5 protein-coding genes are annotated in these 23,375 nt (G+C 47.4%); all 5 read right to left on the bottom strand.

Annotation, left to right across the window (positions count from 1 at the left end; translation table 11 throughout):
- Window positions 1-3: 3 nt before the first annotated feature.
- Genes ACE38W_RS16570 through ACE38W_RS16550 form a run of 5 tightly spaced genes read right to left on the bottom strand, consistent with a single transcriptional unit; the run spans window position 4 to window position 22,844 of the window.
- The gene (locus ACE38W_RS16570) at window positions 4-1,410 is read right to left on the bottom strand and encodes an aspartate aminotransferase family protein (RefSeq protein WP_375832365.1); all 1,407 of its coding nucleotides are present in this window, start codon (window positions 1,408-1,410) and stop codon (window positions 4-6) included.
- 39 nt (window positions 1,411-1,449) lie between these two features.
- Entirely contained in the window at window positions 1,450-6,228 is a 4,779-nt protein-coding gene (locus ACE38W_RS16565; RefSeq protein WP_375832364.1) for an amino acid adenylation domain-containing protein, read from the bottom strand.
- A 15-nt stretch (window positions 6,229-6,243) separates the two neighbouring features.
- The gene (locus ACE38W_RS16560; protein WP_375832363.1) at window positions 6,244-15,732 is read right to left on the bottom strand and encodes an amino acid adenylation domain-containing protein; all 9,489 of its coding nucleotides are present in this window, start codon (window positions 15,730-15,732) and stop codon (window positions 6,244-6,246) included.
- Between the two features lie 42 nt (window positions 15,733-15,774).
- A complete protein-coding gene (locus tag ACE38W_RS16555) occupies window positions 15,775-20,718 on the bottom strand; it encodes an aminotransferase class III-fold pyridoxal phosphate-dependent enzyme (protein ID WP_375832362.1) in 4,944 nt (1,647 codons plus the stop codon).
- 2 nt (window positions 20,719-20,720) lie between these two features.
- Window positions 20,721-22,844 (bottom strand): AMP-binding protein, encoded by a 2,124-nt coding sequence (locus ACE38W_RS16550; protein ID WP_375832361.1) that lies wholly within the window; start codon window positions 22,842-22,844, stop codon window positions 20,721-20,723.
- Window positions 22,845-23,375: the final 531 nt, after the last annotated feature.

Genomic DNA, 23,375 nt, shown 5'->3' with positions numbered 1-23,375 from the left:
AATTTATGCTGTTGCCATTCTTCCTGTTTCTTTCACTGCCGATTCACTTACTGCCAGCGCTTCTTTCATGATGGCAAGTGCATTATCGATGATCGCCGGTGTGATGATCAATGGTGGAACCAGGCGTACTACGTTGTTATAATGGCCGCCCACTTCGAAGATGAGTCCGCGCTGCATACATTCATTCCTGAAGCGCTTCACCAGCGAAGGGAAGGGTTCTTTTGTCTTTTTATCTTTTACCATTTCAATACCGATCATCAGTCCTCTGCCGCGTACATCGCCGATATAAGGACTGTTTTCCTGCAGGGCTTTCAGTCCGTTTATAAGTTTGTCTCCCGCCTCTTTCGTATGTTCGTTGAGGTTATACTTATCTACAAAGTCGAATGCACCATTTGCTCCGGCCAGGCTAGCCTGGTTACCACGAAAAGTACCAATGTGCGCGGCAGGGCCCCAGGCCTCTACGTCCTTGCGGTAAATGAGTCCTGCCAATGGCAATCCTACACCACCGATGCCTTTGGAGATCGTGATAATATCCGGAACAGCGCCAGTATGCATCCAGGCAAGGAATTCACCAGAACGGAAAAACCCGCACTGGATCTCATCGAAAATCACCAGTACGTCATGAGCATGTGCCAGTTTTACCAGTGCTTCCAGGTAACCTTCTCTTGGTACGATGTTGCCTCCTTCGCCCTGAATAGGCTCGATTACAATAGCAGCAGGTTTTGGAATACCGGAATGACTGTTTTCCAGAATATTGCGCAGGTAGTCAACACAAGCCATTTTGCAGTTTGCCTCATCCAGCTTGAATGGGCAACGGTAGCAATAGCTGTATGGAACAAAGTGTACATTCGGTGTGAGAGAAGTCAGTCTATTACGGAATCCTGTATCAGACGTAAGCGACAATGCCGCTGAGGTCATACCATGGTAGCCACCTGTGAATGCGATAATTGTATCGCGGCCTGTTTTGATTTTAGCCAGCTTCAGTGCAGCTTCTATAGCATCAGATCCGGTAGGTCCTCCAAAGCTAACCTTGTATTGATCCCTCAGTTGTTCCGGCAAATGCGCCAGTATTTTCTGAATGGCAGATAATTTATTTTCTGTTGGAAAGTCGAGCGCATGAATCAGTTTTTCCTGTTGTGCTGTTACATATGCCAGCACTTCTTCGTTGGTATGCCCCAGGTTTACCACACCGGCGCCGGCAAAGAAATCGATAAACTGGTTACCATCTACATCTTCTATAACGGCGCCTTTCGCGCGTTCAAATGCGATAGGTATACTCCTTGGGTAGGACACCACACTACCTTCTATTTCCTGTTGAAGGGTCAGTAATTCCTGTGAACGTGTGCCTGGTATCTGGGCACTGATAATCTTTGGTTCCTCGGATAAATGAAATCTTGAAAAATCGGACATAGTAAAAAGTTTAGATTTTTTGAGTTGCTGAGTATCTGATTAGTCAAATAGGGCATTCAGTTGGTTGAGCTCTTCGATAGACAAATCTTTGTAATCGTAATCGCTCGGCGTGTATTCGCGGATGGTACTGCCCGTACACAAGGCTGCCACTATTTCCAACGCTTCCTTGTAAGCTTCCATCCAGCGGCTGATGGTGTCGGCACGGAACTGAACCGTAGAATAGTACACGGTGAGTACTAGCTGGTTCTCTCGCAGGAAACCGATTAACTCCAACGCATAATCGCTTTTATTGAGGGGCGATTCAACTGCGCCGGGTGCATGTTCCAGCAGACGGAACTCACCTTCAGGCAAGTCATCGCCGGTAGCGCCCAGGTAGTTAAATACCAGTTGCGGTTTTTCTGCATGACGGAGCGGACTTGCTGTTGCAGAGTATTTTGCCAGACCATAACCGATACCGTTATGCGGTACCTTATGCAGCAGTTCCTTTGTATGCTTGATATGCATGGCAAGATCTCCTACCTGCTGTAAATCCAGGCACACCGGGTATTCCGCCGTAAACCAACCTACAGTACGGGACACTGAAATATCTTTCAGAATATCAGGACGACCATGACTTTCGAGCATCAGTTGCAATTGCTGCATACCAAATACCCTGGCCGTAGCCAGTCCTAATGCGGCCAGAAGCAAATCATTAATATCAGTGTTAAAGGCAGCATGTGCCTGCCTGGTGAGTTGTGTGGTTACCGCTTCGCTCAGGCGTACACTGTGTTCACGGATATCCTTCACAGACGCTGCATTCAGGGTATCTCCATCCAATGGAATTGCAGCATTGCCGGCAGTATGCATCCGCTGCCAATAATCAACTTCCTGTCGGAACTCATTGCTGTTAGCATATTGGACCAAACGCTCGGACCAGTGCCTGAACGCATCTGTTTTGGCAGGCAATGTTGTTTTTTGCTGTAGCAGCTGCTGATCATACAGGTTGAATAAATCTTCCAGTATAATCCTCCACGATACAGCGTCTATCAACAGATGATGGATAGTAATAAACAGGTGATCACCTGCAGGAAGGCGGAAAATCGCCACTTTGACCAGTGGTCCGGAAGACAAATGCAGAGAGGCCTGCAGGACGCCCGCAGCTTCTTCCATGCGCGCCGCGGCATCCGCCTCATGACGCCAGTCGTTTACAGTAAGTGGTACCTCCACTCCAACAGGACGGATATACTGCAATTTCTTACCGTTATCTTCTGTAAATATGGTTCTCAGTACATCATGGAAATTGGAGAGTTCCAGCAGCGCGGCTCGCATAGCCGTTTCATTCACCGGTTGTGCAGCCTGTAACAAAACAGATTGGTTATAATGATGCGGCACCGCTTTTTCCATCGCAAAGAAATCAGCCTGGATCGGTGTCAGTGGAACATAACCAGTGACCTCGCCCTGTTCAGCTGTTACCTTCAGTGGCTTCACTACCAGACTTAGTTCACGGATGGTAGGAAGTTTCATAATATCCTTTATCTCTACTTTATATCCCTGCCGGTATACCTGCGATGCTATCTGTATTGCGCTGATTGAATCACCACCACATTCATAGAAATTATCTGTGATACCAACTTTGTCTTTCTTCAGCACCAGCTGCCATGCGGCTACCAGGATTTTCTCTACGTCCTGCTCTGCAGCAACAAATTCATTTTCGGTTATTACCGCAGCACTCATGCGCGCCAGCAGCTTGCGATCTACTTTCCCATTGGCATTCACCGGCAAAGTATCCAGCTCCTGAAACTGTCTTGGCACCATGTATGGCGGCAGTTCTCCGGATAATTGTTCTTTGATCACCGTAAAAGCTACCGACTGCGCTTCGTGGAATACCACAAAGGCACTCAGGTATTTACGGCCGTTCGTATCATCCGCTGCAATCACGGCTGCATCTTTCACAGCTGGCAACTGGGCTAATTTGGCTTCTATTTCACCCAGCTCTATCCGTTGGCCGTTTACCTTCACCTGATAATCTTTCCTGCCATGAAACTCCAGCAAACCACCTGGCAGATAGCGCGCGAGGTCACCGGTTTTATACAGGCGCTGATTTTTTTGCGGCAAGAAAGGATCGATGGTAAATGCAGCCGCCGTTTTTTCAGGATCACCTATATACCCACGACCTACGCCCACCCCTGCTACACAGAGTTCTCCCACAACGCCCACCGGGCAAAGGTTCATATATCCGTCAACGATATAGGTATGCATGTTGTGGATAGATCTACCTACCGGAATTTTCTCCATGCCATCTGGCAGATGATTGAACACGTACCAGCAAGTACCATCAGAGGCCTCCGCAGGACCGTAATCATTCACCACTGTAGTATCCGGATACAATGCAAACCAGCGCTTCACCGTTTCAGGTTTAAGAATTTCACCACCGCAAACCAATCGCTTTACCGGCAACGGATAACGTTCCGGCTCTTTCTCTAAAAGGTCCAACAGCAGATTGAGATAGGTGGGTACTACCTGTAATACAGTTACCTGGTATGCCACCAGCCCTCTTAAAAACTCCTCTGCATTATTTACTACATCATCATCGTATACCAGTGTTGTTCCTCCTTTGATGAATGCAGTAAAGAACTGCCATACAGAGATATCAAAACTGTGAGATGCATTCTGCACCAATACACTGTTATTATCCATAGCCAGGTAATCCACTGTGGCCAGCGCATGGTTCATCATTCCGACATGCTCACTCATCGCACCTTTCGGCTTACCGGTAGAACCTGATGTAAATACAGAAAATGATAAGCTGTGTGGATTAAAAGGCAATCCCGGATTAGTAGCAGGTGTAGTATTCAATAGTTCATCTATATATATCAATGAACATATCTGCTGTATTTTCTCTGCCATTGCTACTGATACCAGGTTACGCTCCGCTATCACGGCTTTAACACCTGCATCTTCCAGTATGGAGATGATCCTGTTATCAGGCAACTTCTTTTCAATAGGGATATAGGCCGCCCCCAGCTTCCACAGCGCCAGGATGGCTGCCGCCATATTTTCTGAACGATCCATAAACACAGCTGCAAAATCATCCTCACCTAACCTTACGCGGTTATTAATACCTGCCGACATTGTATTCACACGATCATTCAGCTGTCGGTAACTTAATTGCCTGTCGTTACAGATAATCGCTGTTTTATCAGGTGTTTCAACCGCAAATTTCTCTACTGCATGATAAAAAGTCGTAGTAAGATCATACGCACGAGCTGTATCATTAAATTCTTCTACCAGTATGCGTTTTTCTTCTACAGTAATCAGTGATACATCCCGTAATTGTTGGGCAGCCCCATCGATAATCTGCAGCAGCACATGTTCGAAATGCACGCAGATTTGTTTTGCGTAAAATTCTTGTAGTAATGCAGTATTGTAATTAAATGAAACGATCAATTCCTTTCCTGTTTCCACCATAATATCCAATGGATAGTTGGTTTGCTCATGGAAGAAAACTTTTTCCAGCTGTAGCCCAGAACCCGCCGCTGCGGCAGCTTCAGAAACCGGATAATTTTCAAACACAAGAATGGTATCAAACAGATCGCCTTGTACACCTGTACAGCGCTGAATATCATTTAGTGTGGTATACTGATAGTCGCGGCATTGCAGTTGTTCCAGCTGCAATTGTTGCAGCCAGGCGGCAATATCTGTGATTCCTGTGCAGGTAGTATATACTGGCAGTGTATTGATGAACATACCAATGCGTCGTTCAACTCCTGGCAGCTCTTCAGGCCGGCCTGAAACTGTAACTCCGAAGGTGACTTCATCGCGGCCGGTATACCGCTGCAACAGTAACGCCCACACGCCCTGCATAAGCGTATTCACTGTTATGTGATGACGTTGCGCATAAGCTTCGATTCTGGCAGTAACACCGGAACCAGCCAGAAATTTCTCAGTGGCATAGGTGCCGAGGCCACGCGTTCTGTCTGCGGTTGTTGCCACAAAAGGCAGAAGGCATGCTTCCGTTGTATCTTTCAGGTAATTGCGCCAGAAGGCTTCATCCGCTTCTTTATCCCGGGATTCCAGGTAACGGATATAATCCTCATATTTATCTTCTGCCACCGACAGTAACTCACGGCCGGCAGTAAGTTGCTCATATGCCTGCAAAACCTCTTCCAGCAGCACAGGTACCGACCACCCGTCCAGCAGGATATGATGGTGAGTCCATACCATACGATACCGGGTGTCGGATAAACGGATCAACGCCAATCGCATCACCGGTGCTTTCTTGAAGTCAAATCCACGCCGGCGGTCTTCTTCCTCAAAAGCTGCAATGGCAGCGTCTTGCGCAGCAATATCTATTTCCCGGTAATCATAATGACTCACAGGTAATGCTATATTTCGGTAAACACACTGCACCGGGATATTGAAAGAATCATAGTAAAAACTACTACGCAAAATGCTGTGGTTACCGATAGCATACTGCCAGCTTTTTTCAAATGCCTCTACATCAGGAGACAACAGGTCGCATGCAAACTGGTTGATGTATGCACCTGTTTCTGTATCATAAAGACCGTAAAAAAGCATGCCTTCCTGCAGCCCACTAAGACGGTAGAGGGCACTCACTTCGTCAGTCTTTTTCTTTGCGGGAGCTTCTTCCGTCAGATAGGTAATTAATCCGGCTTTGTTGGCTTTAATAAAACTGATAATGTCCTTATCCTGTCTTACTGCGTCAATTTCTTCCTGCTTCAGCTTCTTCCTGTTGGCTTTCAGGCTTAATGAGTCGCCTGCCGCCACCAATGAAAAATGTCTGCTTTCAATATGTTCTATAAATTCTTTAATACTCATTTTCTGTATTTTGCTTTAGAAATTCAGGATACTGTCCATATCGGCTTCTTCCTCATTGCGCGACTGTTGCTCACGGAAGAAGTTGTCCAGTTCTGCATTACTGATTTCGGCATTGAGTCCATAGTCCGATGGCGTATAAACCGCTCCCTCTTCCCATTGGCTCAAACAATGTTGGATGAGTCCACTGAGTACCTGTAGATAGCGATCTGCCAATTGCTGAACAGTACCAGCGTCGAAATGTCTGCCGCTGTAGTTCCATGAAATATTTAGCCTGCCGCCTTCCACCATAGCTGTTATGGCAATCTTCTCCTTTACTGGATTTAATGGGCTTACATTAGAAACGGCAGCATTACTGTCGTCCATACCAATTAGCCATTTGCTGGTGCCCACCATATTATCCAGTTGTCCGAGATAATTGAACACGATATCCCATGGCTCCTCACCGGCAAGGCCCTGCTCTTCACGGATGAACTTCAGTACACCATAACCCAGTCCTTTGTCAGGGATACTGCGCAGCTGTTCTTTTGTATTCCGAATGAGATCTTTCTCAGTACCCGCATGTGTTACATCCAGTAATACCGGATACAGGCTGGTAAACCATCCCACTGTACGGCTGATGTCAACATCACCTACCAGCTCTTCACGACCATGTCCCTCCAGGCCTATTGTTACCTTGAGATGACCGCTATGGTCGCAGATAACGCGTGCCAATGCTGCCAGCAACAGATCATTAATATCAGTCCGATATACACCCGAAACATGCTGTAGTAGCTGGTGTGTCAATTCCGGTGAAAGGATCGCATGCACATTTCGTATATCCTTACCAGTTATTACACCGTTGTAAGATTTATCCACGGGCATTGGTAGATAGGCAGCTGTAACTTGCTCCCAATAAGGACGCTGTGCCGCAAGTTTATTGGTGGCTGCGTATTGTTCCAATCCCTGGTACCATTGACGGTAAGATCCTGTTTTAGGTCCCGGGTTGGCTACTGTTCCTGTCATCGCGGCATCCAGGAACAGTTCAATATCTTCCAGTATTATTCTCCAGGACACACCATCCACCACCAGGTGATGTATGGCAATCAACAGACGGTTATCAGAAACAGATTCCGGGGTCTGCATCAGCACCATGCGCAGCAAAGGGCCATTTTCGATGTCCAGGCTTTGCTGATGTTGTGCTTCAGCAGCTGCAATCAGCGCGGGTAGCTGATAGGCAGTTGCATTACTCATATCCTCAACAACTACTATCTCTTGCGGAGATACACCATACTCCTGTTGCCATTTTCTACCCTGACGGCGATAAACAAAACGGAGGCTGTCGTGGTGTGCAAGGAGCGACGCTATCATTTGTGTTAGCGCCACAGGTGTAACTGCTTTATGGATATTGAGCAGTATCGCCTGATTAAAGTGATTCACTACTGCCGGATTACCATTCAGGAACCATTGCTGAATAGGTAACAGCGGACTACTCCCGGAGAGTATACCCTGTTCCGCTTCAAAGAGGCTACCTGTATTGGTTCTCTCTGCCAGTAAGGCTGCGAGGGAGGCAATAGTCTGACTATTGAAAATATCTTTTGTATGAAGTGTAAATCCTTTTCGTTTCATGCGGCTTACCACCTGGATGGTGATAATAGAATCTCCGCCGAGTTCGAAGAAATTGTCGTGTATACCTACCCGTTCTACACCGAGTAATTCCTGCCAGATGTTCACCAACGCCAATTCAATCTCATTACCTGCTGCTACATAAGCCTGTGTAGTTAAATGGCTAAAATCAGGAGCTGGCAGGGCTTTTCGGTCTGTCTTCCCATTCGGTGTCATTGGCATTTCTTCCATCAGCACTATTACAGCTGGTACCATATATGCCGGCAGTTTACTTTTAAGGTAATCGATCAGCAGACCTTTATCCTGTGTTTCTGCCTGCACATAGGCTACCAGCACCTTATGACCTGCCTGATCTTCGCGGGCCAGCACTACTGCCTGCGTTACAAAGGGATGCTGTTGGAGAACACCTTCAATTTCACCCGGTTCTACGCGATAACCGCGGATCTTCACCTGGTAGTCTTTACGGCCCATAAATTCAATCGTGCCGTTGGCCTGCCAGCGACCAAGGTCGCCAGTGGCATACAGGCGTTCATTGTGATTATAGGGATCCGTTATAAACTTAGTAGCCGTTAATGCTTCTCTATTGTGATAACCTATTGCAAGGCCATCTCCACCCACATATATTTCTCCTGCTACTCCTATCGGCATTAATTGTAATGCGTCGTTCAGGATATAAATCCTGGTATTGCTGATCGGTCGGCCAATGGAGAGCGGAGCATCTGCCGGAATTTCGGAGAGATCTATAGATGTTGCCACTACAGTAGCTTCTGTTGGGCCATAGTTATTGATAATACGTAGTTCTTTGTTGAAGCGTTTCAGCTGGTCTCCACCTGTAAGTATCAGCGGCATGGTCGTTGCTTCTTCCGCTGTCATTTCTGGCAGTTGCTCGCAGATGGCCGTAGGCAAAAACGTATGTGTAATACCGTTAGTACGGAAAAATGCCAGCAGCTGGTCAACGTCCAGCTTTACAGTTTCAGGTACCGGATACAATCCAGCGCCATGCAAGAGGTATGGCCATATCTCCCAAACAGATGCGTCAAACCCCACGCCGGCGTATGTTGTAGCCCTTGACACCGATGTAACGCCAAATGCGCCAGCATGCCAGCTGCAAAGGTTTAGCAAGGAACGATGAGAAATAATCACACCTTTAGGTTCCCCTGTAGAGCCGGATGTATAAATCACATAAGCCGGAGATTCAGGTCCGATTTCTGCTCGCACCGCAGTATCAGGAAAAACGTCTCCCTGCAATGGAAAATCGCGTATATGCAACACCGGCAAATCCGGCCAGTTTTTCGTATCTGCGTTACAGTTATCATCAGTAATGATCAACGCTGCATTGGTATCAGAAAGAATGAATGCAATACGGTCATCAGGATACGCCGGATCGATAGGAACATATGCTGCTCCAGCTTTCACAATGGCGGTGATGCTAATAATAAGTTCAGCGGAACGTGCCATGCATACGGCTACCAATGCGCCTTTCCCGATTCCTTTGGCATGCAGGTAGTGCGCCAGCCTGTTCGCACGACGATCCAGTTCCTGGTAGGAAATTTCCTGTTCACCTGCTGTAATTGCAATATGCTCGGCATACAACTGCACTTGTTGTTCCAGTATCGCCGGTACAGTAGTATGCTGTGGATAGCTGGCAACGGTTGTATTGAAACCAATCTGCAACTGCTCCGTTTCTGCGGCAGACAACATCGGCAACGCCAGCACTGTAGCTGTGGCACCTTCCAGGATAGCATGCAGCAATTGCTGATAATGCGTAGCCAGACGACCTGCAGTAGCCGCTGTAAACAAATCAGTGCAGTACTCAACTGTCAACTGCAATCCATCTTCCTGTACAAATAATTCAAATGAAAGATCAAATCTGGCATGCTCGCGTGGCAATGCGGCCTCCTCTACCTTCAGTCCATGCAGTTGCAACGTATTTGCAGCTTCGGGCACATTATTCATAGCAAAGGCTGCCTGGAACACAGGATTACGGCTCATATCGCGGTGAATGGTCAGTTGATCCACCACCATTTCAAATGGTACGTCCTGGTTCGTATAGGCTTCTAAGGTAGACAGCTTCACCTGTTGCAGGAAGTCCGTGAAAAGCGGGTTGCCGGAAAAATCACTGCGGATAGCAATGGTATTTACGAAAAAGCCAATCAGCTGCTCCAGTTCTGGTTGCATCCTACCCGCTACAGGAATACCAACGCAGATATCATGCTGCGTACTGTGTCTATGCAACAACACCTTGAATACAGCCAGCATGGTGGTAAACAGTGTCACGCCGTTTGCTTTGGACCATGCTTCCAGCGCAAGACATAATTCATTGGGAATATGAAAATATTGTACGGCTCCGCGATTACTTTGGGTCAGCGGCCGTGGAAAATCAGTAGGTAACTGTAACGGCTCTACGCCATATAGCTTCTCCTTCCAATAAGCTAACTGTTTACCCAGCGTTGATGCCTGAATAGCCTTACGCTGCCAAATGGCATAATCTGCATATTGCAGCGGCAACACAGGCAGTTCAGGGCTTTGTTTTTGCAGCGCAGCATTGTAGAATGCTCCCAACTCATGTGCCAGCAATGGAATAGACCAACCATCGGATGCAATATGATGCATCACAATCAGTAGCTGATAGCTATCGCGGCTTTCACGTACCAGGGTAGCCTGGAGCGCATGATCCGTAGCAAGGTGGAAAGATTGCTGCCTGCATTGTGTGAGAAAATGATCGAGTCCTGTTGCACCACTGAAGGCTGCGGCATCTACAAATTCAAGCTGCCACTTGTTTTCCGGCATTACCTCCTGATAACCCTTACCTTCCGATTCAATGATAGCGGTGCGTAATACTTCGTGGCGGTTTACAATCTGTTGCAATGCATATTGTAATGCCTTTACATCCACCTTACCTGTTAATTTCAACAGGAAGGAAAGATGATAAGGCAAGGAGCCCTGCAGGCGGTCTATGAACCACAGTCGCTCCTGTGAGAACGACAATGGAATCAGGCCGCTGCGTGACTGCTTTTGCAGCCCGTCGTAGATACTTTCGCTACCTGCAGTATTGCCGCAATGAGCTGCCAACAGTTCTATAGTCGTATAAGTAAAAAAGTCCCTGATGCTAATATCGAGCGAAAGCTCAGCTCTTATCGCCGACAATACCCTTACAGCCAACAGCGAATGCCCACCGAGTTCGAAGAAATCTGCCCGGATGCTCACCTCCTGTATATGGAGAAGTCGCTGCCAGATGGATACCATCACGGCTTCCGTGCGATTACGCGGCAGCACCATTTCAACAGCGCCAGCATTTCCTGCTTCTGGCATTGGAAGCAATTTGCGATCTACCTTACCATTTGTATTCAGTGGAAAAGCATCCAGTACTGTGACATATGCGGGCACCATATAGGCCGGCAGTACATTACCCAGCGCGGATTTCAGGCTGGATTCATCGGCGTTGGCGCCAGCGTTCAGCGTTACATAACCATACAATGCCAGTTGTTTATCCGCCCCTTCCCTATCTATCACCACTGCTTCTTTTACTTCTGGCAAATTATTCAGACGCTGTTCTATTTCTCCCAGTTCAATACGATACCCACGGATTTTTACCTGGTGATCTTTACGGCCAATGAAAGTAATAGTGCCATCTTCCTGGAAGCGGCCCAGGTCGCCGGTTTTATAGAGGCGTTGTGGTGTGTCGCTGAATGGATCCTGCATGAATACACGGTCAGTTTTTACAGGATCATTTACATAACCACGTCCTACACCGGTACCCGCTACCCAAATTTCACCGATCACACCAGGAGGGCACCATGCACCATTTCTGTCTACAATGTATATATCAAGATTATCGAGGGCCTTACCAATGGAGATGCTCTCTCCCGCTGGCAGCTGCCGCATAATGTACTGTGTGATGGTATCTGAAGCCTCCGTAGGTCCGTAACCGTTAACAATAGGTATGTGCGGAAATGCCTCGAACCAGCGCTCTACCAGCTGCTTTTTGACTGTTTCTCCACCCGCCATCATAAATTGAAGGTTGGTAAAAACAGCGCCTTTATCTTCCGGTAATTCATCCAACACCAGTGATAAATATCCGGGTACCAGCTCCATCAGTGTAATACCGTCGGCTGAAACCTGCTGCAGAAAAACATCCGGGCGCAATACTACATCCTGACTGTAAATAACGGTGCTGCCTCCACAAAGAAGTGCGCCCAACATCTGGAATATGGAAATATCAAAGCTTTGCGAAGCATTCTGCGCGATGCGGCAGTTATCACCAGCTTCAAATGCACGAAGTCGTGCATACTGATGGTTAATCAGACCCCGATGTTCTACCATAGCACCTTTGGGAGTACCAGTAGAACCCGAAGTATAAATTACATATGCCAGTGCATGACCATCACGTTGTAGTTCAGGCACTGCAGCAACAGCCGTTGATGCCAGTTCATCTATAAAGATGATCTGCTGAATATCAGAACAAATCTGCTGTAACGCGATAATGGCATTCGCATACTTTCTTTCTGTTATAATAATTTTCAATCCCGCATCTTCCGCAATCATCTTCAGTCGCTCAACGGGTAGTTCCGGATGTAATGGCAGATAGACGGCACCTGCTTTCCAGATTCCGTAAATAGCCGTTACCAATAATGGGGACCTGTCCGTCAGCACACCCACAATATCTTCCTGCTGCAGCCGTCCTTCGGAATACAAGGCGCCGGCGAGCTTGCCGGCATCCCGCTGTAATTCCGTATAGGTGACCACGTTATTATTATGTTTTACAGCCACTCCCTGAGGGTAACGCTCCACGATATCATCCAGCAACTGGTCAAAAGTGGTGTTATCAGGAAATGCCAGCTTATTCTTGTTGAAACTGCGTAGCAATGTAGCTTCATCGGAAGTGATCATTGGTATGGCCGCAACTTTCCGGTAAGGATTTTCCAGGATAGCCTGTAAAATTTCTCTGAAATGGCGTACCATACGTGTGGCTGTTGACCTGCTGAACAGGTCGGAGCAATAACCAAAATTGATTTGCAGACTGCCATGACTCTCCACCACGGCCACATCCAGGTCAAACTGAATAGACCTTTCTTCCAGATTCAGTTCACTCAGTGCAAGATCCCGGATACGGAAATTCTCCGCACCACCACCTTCATGAAGTGTAAACAATACCTGGAATACAGGGCTGCGGCTCAGATCACGCTGAGCGCCCACCACCTTTTCGAAAGGAACTTCCTGGTGTGCATATGCTTCCAGTAAAGTATTACGCACCTGTTGCAGTAGATCATGTACCTTTCCTACCTCCTGTAAATTAGTCCGGAGTGCCAACAGGTTCAGGAAAAATCCTACCAGTGGTTCCAGCTCCGCATAGTTGCGATTTGCTACGGGTACGCCTACACAGATATCCTGCTGACCACTATACCGTGCAAGTAATATTTTAAATGCTGCCAATAAAATCACATAACGGGTAACTCCCTCTTGTCTTGCTACCAGGTCCAGTTGCTGACAAAGGTGTTTATCCAAAGTAGCGGTAACCATGCCGCCAGCGGTACTTTGAATAGCAGGACGCGCAAAATCAGTTGGCAATTCCAGGGGAGATAAGCCCTCCAGTTGTCGTTTCCAATAATTCGTTTCACGTTCCAGCAATGCTCCCGAGAGATGCTTGCGCTGCCATACCGTATAATCTGCATATTGTAGTGGCAGTGATGGTAGATTCGCTTCGCGGCCCTCTGTGCGGGCAATATAGCCCGTCACCAGCTCGTTCATCATGATCGGGAAAGAACCACCATCAGTTGCAATGTGATGCATCACAAACAGCAAGAGGTGTTCCTGGTCCGACTTACGGATCAACAGGGCACGCAACATATAATCCTGTTCCAGGTCGAATGGAATCTGTTGTGTTTCGTTGATCAGCGTATTCACCCCTTCTTCACCATCCAGCGCCGCTGCGTCGGCATACTGCAGTTGCCAGGCATCTGCCGGCATTACCTGCTGGAATGCTTCTCCATCGTTTTCACGAATGAGTGTGCGTATCACCTCATGTCGCTGTACAATCTGCCGCAGTGCAGATTCAAGTGACGTGATATCCAGCTTGCCAGACATTTTCAGTAATGCTGACAAGTGAAAAGGTACGCTTCCCTGCATACGGTGAATAAACCAAACACGTTCCTGTGAAAACGAGAGTGGGATATAACTGCTGCGGTCTTGCCTGACTAGCCGCTCCACAGCAGCGTCTCCCGTTTCAGCATTGATGAATGCTGCCAGTGATGAAGGTGTAGGATAAATGAAAATATCTTTCAGGGAAAGCGAGCTTCCCATTTTTTGATTGATCAAACCAGCTACCCTCGCGCCTAAGAGCGAATGGCCTCCCAATGAAAAGAAATCATCCGCAGGACCAATATCTTCCAGCTTCAATGCTTCTTTCCATATACCAATAATATCCGATTCTGTTTCGTTGGCGGTGGCCTGGCTATCGTACCAGGTATCAGATATTTGCAGCGCTGCTATATCTGCAGTACCATCAGGCAACTCAGGAAATGCAGGCAGTATCGCGAAATACCTGGGCATCCTCGCTGCAGGAATATAAACACTGAGCCACTGGCGCAATGCCATAGGGGTAAGACTTTCCCCTTCTTTTGGTGTAGCCGCCACCGTTATAAAGCTTTCCCCATTATGGAAATACTGAATAGCAGCAGATTTATATACTAACGGGTGCGTACATACGATTTCTTCTGTTTCATCCAACATCAATAATTGGTTGCCTTTACGCACTTCGCGGCCCTGTTGGTTCAGCAACTGAATTTTTCCTCCCGCAGCAAAACGTGCATTATAGCCCGATGGCAACAGCTGGTTGTTTTGCGGGTGCTGTTGCGATTCTATTAGAACAGGCCTGGTAAGCAGGTTATTCTGAATAAGCAAACTACCACGCACATTCAACGGTGCTGGTCTGTTCTGCTCATCATGAATAGCAATGCGTGTTTTGCCAAAAGGCCTGTTCAGCAGCAAGCTGTCAGTGATACCGGCGTCCAGTGGTTCTGCCGTTTCCAGGTGACCACTGGCCACAGAAACAGGCAATCCAAATGGCTGGTAGGTATACGAAGCAATAGTAACAGCAGGAAAATGCTTGCGCCAGGCTTTAATAAGATGATGATTCACTTTACGGTGGCCACTAATAATCAGTCGCGCTTTTCCTACGCCGGAATACCGCGATGGATGATGCAACCATTCGCGGATACCCTCAGCAGTAAGTTTCAGCAGCGGGGCACCTTTTTCCTGTATGTTATTGTCAAACGTTTCTATAAAATGTATGGTAGCTTTTGCAGTAATAGCCGGCAACAGCCATTCCAATAAATCATGGTATTGCTCACTCGCATGAGTAAGCAACCGCAAATGGTCAGTGATGCCAAACTCTGTGATGGTATAATCGATATGCTCGCGCAGGGATGGCATATCAGCCACATATACGGCGGTATGATCTTCAGTGGTAGTTCGTAGCAGCAGGCCGCCTTCATCAGTATAGGGGGCTAAATTCTCTTCCTCAAACAAGGCAGACGGAAAAGTATAGCCGTCTTTATCAAATGCGATCACCTGGGGGAGGTCGAACTGATGACTGAATTTTTCGTCGGTAAGAATGACCACATCTCCCCATGCCTGCATATAGTGGCGTAACGACTTATCATTCCCCGGATGCAGGAAGCAGCAATAGCCTCCTGCTTCAATTACGCTAAGCGCCAGGATCAGCCTTCTAACAGGATGATCTGATACAATAGCCACCGGCCTACCGGCAGCAGATTTCAACAACATGGCGTTGTTCCAAACCTCTATCGCCAGATCGCCGTAACTCCAACTGTTACGATCATATATGATGGCCGTTTTATCAGCGGCTACAACCGGCAATATCTTTCCTGATCTGATATTCATGTTGATATAGCGTTGCGGACAAGGCTAGCTTGTCCAGATCATTTATAAGTTGTTCCAGGCATCAAATACCTTCACGCTTTCCTCACTATTGATCATCAATTCGCCTGCAGTTTTTTCAGGACTGGCTACGATATCCGCCAACAGCGTGGTATAGCAGGCTGCCCAGTTTTCTACAGTGCTTCTGTTAAACAAAGCAGTGTTAAAGTAGAAACCTGCTAATAGCTGTTCATCCATTTCTATCAGGCTTATACTCAAATCATATTTTACAGATTGTACCGGCGGGAAGGTTACCGCTACTTCAAGATTGCGGAAACGGAAACGGTTTTTCACGCTATTCATATCGATTTCAGTGGCGATACGTGGTGGTACCAGGTTGGTATCCTGCAACAATGAAATAAAGGAGCAATGCTGATGACGGATGATATCTGACAAGCCAGTACGTATTCCCAGCAGATAATCTCGCAGCGGGGTTTCAGGCGTATACAGACTGTGATAAGGCAGCATACTTACACATTGTCCTACCAGACAATTTTCTCCCATCTGCGCCTGGCCTGCGGATGGAATGCCAATCACAAAGGCATCCTGTCCGGCTAACCGATGTAGAAGCAGATTATATGCGCCCAACAGAATATGGAACAAGGTTAGTTTCTCTTGCTGTGCAAAGGCCAGCAGTTGCTTACGCAGCGTGGCTTCTATGGTGATAGTAAAACTATCTCCAGGTTTGGCGGTAGTAGTCGCACCCAAACGATCGGCTGGCAATTCAATAGCAGGATAATCTTTTTCAAATGCTGATTTCCAGAATTGATTATTCATTGCAGCCTGTTCTTGCTGCATCTGCAATTGCCATTTATTAAAAGCAGTAATAGGCGTAGATGCAGGCAATGATACTGGCTCTTTGCCTGTAATGGAAGAGTAGGCGATACCTGTTTCACTCCAGATCAATTCAATAGACCAGCCATCCGCTACAATGTGATGAGCTGTCATCAGTAGTCGATGATGTTCTGGTGAATGTTCCAACAGCAGGAAGCGAATAAATGGCCCACGGTCCAGGTGGAAAGGCTCTTTCCCTTTTTCACTCATCCACTCTTCAATTGTAAGACCGCTGTTTTTCAGACTTTCAATCGTTGTTTCTTCAAAAGGAACTTCTGTAGCAGAAGCCACCAGCATTCCTTTTTCGGTAAGACTAATCGTCCTGAGTGCCTGGTGTCTGTTTACAACGATACTTACCGCATCCCGCAGCGCTTTTTTATCCAGGGGGCCACGAAGGTCGGCTACCTGATTTTCATTGAAGGCACTGGATGCCTGGAGGTCGGCTGCCGCCAACGCATATAATTGCTCTTGTTCTTCTGTAAATGGAATCAGTTGTGTGGTTGCTGCAGGTTGCTCTACAGTTACCCAGCCGCCTTCCAGCATTTCGGTAACGCTGCGGATGACCGCATTGTAAACATATTCCACCTGTTCGTCCGTATGAGCCGTGGAGAGGAAGCAATTGCGTCCTTCCCAGACATACACACCATTTGCCAGCAGGTGCTGGAAAAACAGTTCCCAGTTCCCTTTCAGCACGAAGCGGAAAAGAGATCCGAAGTGAACAACGGAAATGGGTATACGTTTTTCGCTGAGATAATTATTTAATCGGATGACCAATTGTGCAGTGCGGGCGTTCAGTCTTTCCTGCAGCTGTGGTCCTTCCTGTTTCAGGTAGGTAAGAATACTCAGCGCCGCACGCATAGTGAGCGGATGCTGGTTAAACGTGCCCGCCACAAACGTCGTGGTTTTATCAGGGAAAGAATCATCTCCAAACTTCCACGTACCTCCATCTACAGCATCCAGGAACCTGGAAGTACCAGCAACTACACCAATCGGCATACCACCACCTACAATTTTACCATAGGTTACCAGGTCAGCTTTAATGCCGAACCAGGCCTGGGCGCCACCTTGGTGAATTCTAAAACCAGTGATCACTTCATCCATAATCATGGCCGTTCCTGCTGCCGCAGTAATCTCTCTTACCGCATGCAGGAAATCATGAGGCTGGATATCAGGTTTACGGCTTTGTACCGGTTCTACCAGTACAGCAGCCAGTTCATGTGCATGTGTTTTGATAAACTCCAGAGATGCCGGTGTGCCATAGTCCAGCACAGTAATATTGCTCACGTAATTTTCCGCAATGCCCGGCGCCAGTGGAATAGAGGTAGCTGGGTCCAGCGCATTGGCCAGTGCCAGCACACCATCAAATGTGCCGTGATAGGAACCTTTAAACAACACCACCCTGCTTCTGCCGGTAGTAGCCCTTGCCAACCTGAGTGCTACCATTACCGCTTCTGAGCCGGAATTGTAAAACGCAACCCTCTCCACTCCTGTCATCTCCGTAATCAAACTGGCTACCTTTCCCGCAGTATCCACCATTGGACCAACCGGGAAGCCATTCATCATTTCTGCCAATAGTGTTGCATGGATAAACTCCGGATTATAGCCAAGGAGGTTAACACCGAAACCCATCGTGAGATCTACATAACGATTCCCATCTATATCCTGGATGTTTGCACCACTACCACTTTCGGCTATGATCTGATAGGTAATTTCTTTCAGCTCAGGTCTGAAACCTGCTACATTCCTGTTGTTGGCCAATACCTGACGGTATGCCTGGGTACTGTCTTTCGATTTCGCAGTGCGTTTATTGATACGGGCCGACAGCTGCTGCAGGTGTTGCAATTGCTGTGGTGAGAGGTTATGATCAGACTTCTTCTGTACTTCTTTATATGGAACAAAATAATTGATCTGTGCAGGCGCAGCGCCGGCTTGTACCGCAGGAACGGCAATAGTGGCTACTGGTGCGGTTTCAGCTACTGCTGATCCACTAATATTCTCCAGCAGATAATCAGTCAGAGAACTAAGCGTATTCAGTTTTTCATAAAACTGCGACATTTCCAGTTGCAGTTTCCACTCCTTACGAATACCCTGAATCAGTTGCATGATAATAAGGGAATCCAGTCCCAGGTGCATGAAATCTGCATCCTCACCTATATCTTCCGGCTTCAGGTCAGTATCTTTTGCAATCATGATACGCAGTGCTGCATATATCTGATCACGTGTATACGATACCGTTATAGCTGATACTGCCGCCGCTACAGAAGCAGGAGCAGCCACCCTGGTGAATACTGGCCAGCAACGTACTGCATTCAGCGGATATGGAGGCAGGGCAATCTTTTTCGCAGCGGTATTTTTATACAGGTTATCCCAGGCAATTATGCCGCCTTCCAGGTACAAATCAGCTAGTTCCTGCAGGGAACTGTCAGTTGGGTCTACCTGGAATCTGCGGACAGCCTGTGTTTGCATTGCTGCTGCTTTCTTCAGTGAATCCGTTAAATGAGCAATGCTGTCTGTCACGAAAGCTATACGCCAGGAATAGTGTCCGCGGGCGATATTACTGGCGTAGCAAATATTTTCCAGGTCGTTAGCCGATTTGTCCTGCAGCCAGGAAATATAGGCACTGGCCAGTACCTGCAAGTCTTCACTACTATCTGCCGAAAGTGTAAACAAGAAATTATCTGCTTTCGGTTTACCGTTGGTAGCAGTTTGAGGTGCGATGTATTCTTCCAGTATAACATGGGCGTTGGTGCCGCTGATACCAAAAGAGCTCACACCACAGCGTCGAATGCCTACGCTGGCAGGCGGATTCCAACCGATAGCTTCTGTATTGATATAAAAGAACGAATCAACAAGGTTGATTTCCGGATTAGGAGAAGTATAGTTAATAACAGCGGGGATCGTACGGTGCTGCAATGCCAGGATACATTTTACGAGGCTTGCTATACCGGCAGCTTCAAACAGATGTCCAATATTGCTTTTCACGGCGCCGAGGGCACAACTGTTTTTAGCGGCCTGCGGGCCAAAGGCATCTGTAAGCGCCTGGAATTCGATTGGATCACCGAGTGCGGTACCTGTACCATGTGTTTCGATAAATGAAATACTGGCCGGATCTACATTGGCAGCTTCCCATGCACTTTTCAGTACCGCTTCCTGGGCTGCCAGGTTAGGCGCGGTGATACCTGCAGAAGTACCATCCTGGTTGACAGCACTGCCTTTAATGACAGCATGAATACGGTCACCATCTGCAACTGCTTTATGAAGGGGTTTCAACAAAATCACGGCAACGCCTTCTCCCACACCTGCACCGTCGGCGGTGGCGTCAAAAGCTTTGGTACGTGAAGTTGGAGATTCGAAACCTACTTCATACTGACCCGTTTCCGGTACCAGGTATAATCGTCCACCGCCAGCAAGCGCCATCTCGCAGTCGCCGTTCATGAGCGCACGACAAGCCTGATGAATAGCCACCAGTGAGGAAGAACAGGCAGTATCAATGGTAATGGCCGGGCCTTTCAGATCCAGGAAATAAGAAATACGGCTGGAAGTGATAGCGTTATTGTTGCCAGTGAGTGCATTGGAACTGAGTTCCCCCTGATCGCTGGCAGTAATCATATCCATATATTGGCCGTAGGTAATGTCGCCAGAGACTCCCAGGTATACACCGGTATTTTGTGTGGCCGGTGTATTCAGGTACCCAGCATCTTCCATGGCCTGCCAAGACGTTTGCAGCAGCAGGCGTTGCAATGGATGCATCAGCGCTGCCTCTTTATGTTTGAACTTGAAAAAACGATGATCGAATTCGTCGATTTGACTCAGGTATGCCGCTTCGCGGTAGTTGGAAGGTACCGGTTTACCTGCAGCACGCATATATGCTGCTATATCTTCACTTCTTTGGGCTGGAAAAGTACTAATATGATCACGGCCGGCCAGGAGGTTATTCCAGTAGGCAGCCGGTGTATCAGCCTGAGGAAAACGCAAGGCGATCCCAATTACTGCAACGTCTATACGACTAACACCCTTCTCTTCCAGCTGTTGCAGGCGGGCTTTATATTCCTCCATCCGGAGGTAGGCTTTCTGAAGCGGGCTTAATTCCGCTAATTTTTCATCCCTTGTCTTCATAATCAATTTTCATTAAGGAGTAATGCAATTTGTTCATCAGATAATGCGGCTACTTTTTCCAGCAGCCCATTATTGGCTTGTGGTGGGGTACTTTCAGCTCGTGTGATCACGGTAGTTGGAAATAGGCTGTTATGAATAAAGCCGGCGAGTTTGTCTATAGAGGGGTATTTATATAATACGCCGATGGCGAGGTCCATATTCAACCTGCGTTCCAGCAGATTTCTGAGTTGTACGCCGTGTAATGATTTCATCCCCTGATCTACCAGTGGTTGCATCAGATCAGTTTCTTCGGGAGATATTTTCAGCAGCGCGGCTACTGTTAACTGTAACCAGTTTTCAATTTTTTGGAGTCTGGCTGCAGGTTGTTCCTGTTTCCATTGGTCCAGGAAGCGTTCTGCGGATAAGGACTTCAGGGTTTTTAACACCTCATCAAATTCGCCACGGCGGTAACGTTGCAATATTTCGAAGTGTTGAATTTTGCCGCTGGTGGTTTTAGGAATTTCCCTAACGGGTACGACTATATCAGGAACAATACCTAGTGCATCACTGAGCGTGGATACTACTCCTTCTTCTGTATCAGCAAATGTTGCTGGCGCTCCTTTAAATAATACGAATATCACCAGGCGTTCGCGTTCGTGGCTATCGCCCGGAATGCCGCAGGCCACTACTTTTCCGGCAGCAATGCCAGGGATACCAAAGAGGAGTCGTTCTATATCATGGTGGTAATAATTATTACCCTGCAGGATGATCATATTTTTATGCCTGCCGGTGATAATCAGCTGACCGTTTGGATGAATCAATCCAAGGTCGCCGGTACGTACCCAGCCATCATTCGTTAGCAGCGCTTTTGTGGCTTCTTCATTCCGGTAATAACCAGCAGTAACATTCAAGCCGCTGATTTGAATATGTCCGATCATACCGGGTGCCAGTATCTCATCTTTTTCTCCGCAAACTCTTACCTGGCAATGCCGGGCCGTTGTTCCGCACTCAACAAATCCAACTGTTTGAGAAGAAGCGTCGCTTTCCTCTATCACGTTGTCGGCTATACGAAGAGTATCTCTTTGGAAGAAATGCTCGTTTACAGGTGCATCTGCGGCGCTCAGCGTAACACATACGGAGGCCTCGGCCATACCATAGCCAGGAGAAATTGCGAGGTGCGACAAGCCCTGAGGTTTCAGTTTTGCTGCAAAACGATGGCATACATCAGCCGAGATAGGCTCTGCACCGTTAACGATCATGCGCAAGGCAGAAAGATCCCAGTTGCCTACCGGTTTATTATCCATCGCTTCCATGAAATACTCGTATCCGAAATTGGGTGAATACGAGATGGTTGCCTTATGGCGATTGGCAGATTCCATCCAGAGGAGCGGCCTTCTGATAAACAGTGGTGTTGGCATGAGACACTGCCTGCATCCCGCCTGAACGGCGGTGAGGTGAAAACAGATCATGCCCATATCGTGCGTCAGTGGCATCCAGCTGAGTTTTACATCAGCAGGTCCCAGTTGCATTTTTTCTGCGAGATCAATTGTATTATAGAAAAGGTTGCGATGTGTGAGCATCACGCCTTTGGGAGAACCGGTTGAGCCGGAGGAGTACTGTATGAATGCCAGATCGTCCGGTGAAGCTGAATGCAGAACGGCGGTATCCGGGAACAGGTTGAAGTCTGTTCCGGAATAGATAACTTTTGATAACAGGGCAGGCACATCTATATCCGGGGTTTCACTCTGGATGTAGGAAGTTAGGCGCTGTACGTGTTCTTCTCCTGCAAAAAGGTATGGATTTTTCAGCGTATCCCGGATTTTGAGCAATTTCAGTTTATGCTCATTTTTTGTTCCGGTAGACACAGGAACGGGGATAATACCACCCAGGATGCAGGCCCAGAAGGCCGTCAGCAGCAGTTCATTGTCTTCTTCCTGGATAATGAGTTCATCGCCAGCTTGTATACCTACAACTGTTTGCAGGTAATACAGACAATGTTTGGCTTTCTTGATGAGCTGCGGGTAAGACACAAAGATTTCCTGTTCTCCGCTTTTAATGAAGGTGATCCCTTTTTCGTTTTCATGCTGCAGTCTGAGCAACATTTCGATGAGTGTAATACAAGTAAGGGTGTGTAAAGAACTCTTCATAGAGTAATAACTTTTATTGTAAATATTTTAGGTGTAATTATTGGCTGATGGAGGCAAAAGGATGCAGGGCTAAAACGGTACGAGTTTTATTCACGGTAATAAAACTGCACGCGTTTTAGCAAGCACCTCCCGGCCACACCGGTAAATGCGGCAGGTTATAGCACACGTCCGCTGGGGAGGGAAACCGGCAATGTTCCACCAACACCGGGTTCCCGGCGAACGATCAGCTCAACATTTACAAATTGAAAATTTAATCACTCAATTTGCCCGGACATCGGTCAACAATACTGTGGGCACTGGTTAACGTCCATTTACTATCGGGCGTTCGTAACTCGATCCGTTTCATTCTATATTTTAATAAAGGTCTCATCGCAATTAATAGTATTTCAGCAATCATACATTTCATAAAAGGGACGTACTTTACCCCGTCGGCTATCCTTTGGCTTATAATAAAAACAACAGGTTACTCTATGCAGGCTAGGCTTGCATGTGACAAGTAATCTGTGACAGTTTATTAGCTAAATAAAAAGG

This window comes from Chitinophaga sp. Hz27 (genome assembly GCF_042263525.1).
In the GTDB taxonomy this organism is placed as follows: Bacteria; Bacteroidota; Bacteroidia; order Chitinophagales; family Chitinophagaceae; genus Chitinophaga.
The sequence above is the reverse complement of the archived record's forward strand: the minus strand, read 5'-3'. Positions and strand labels throughout refer to the sequence as shown.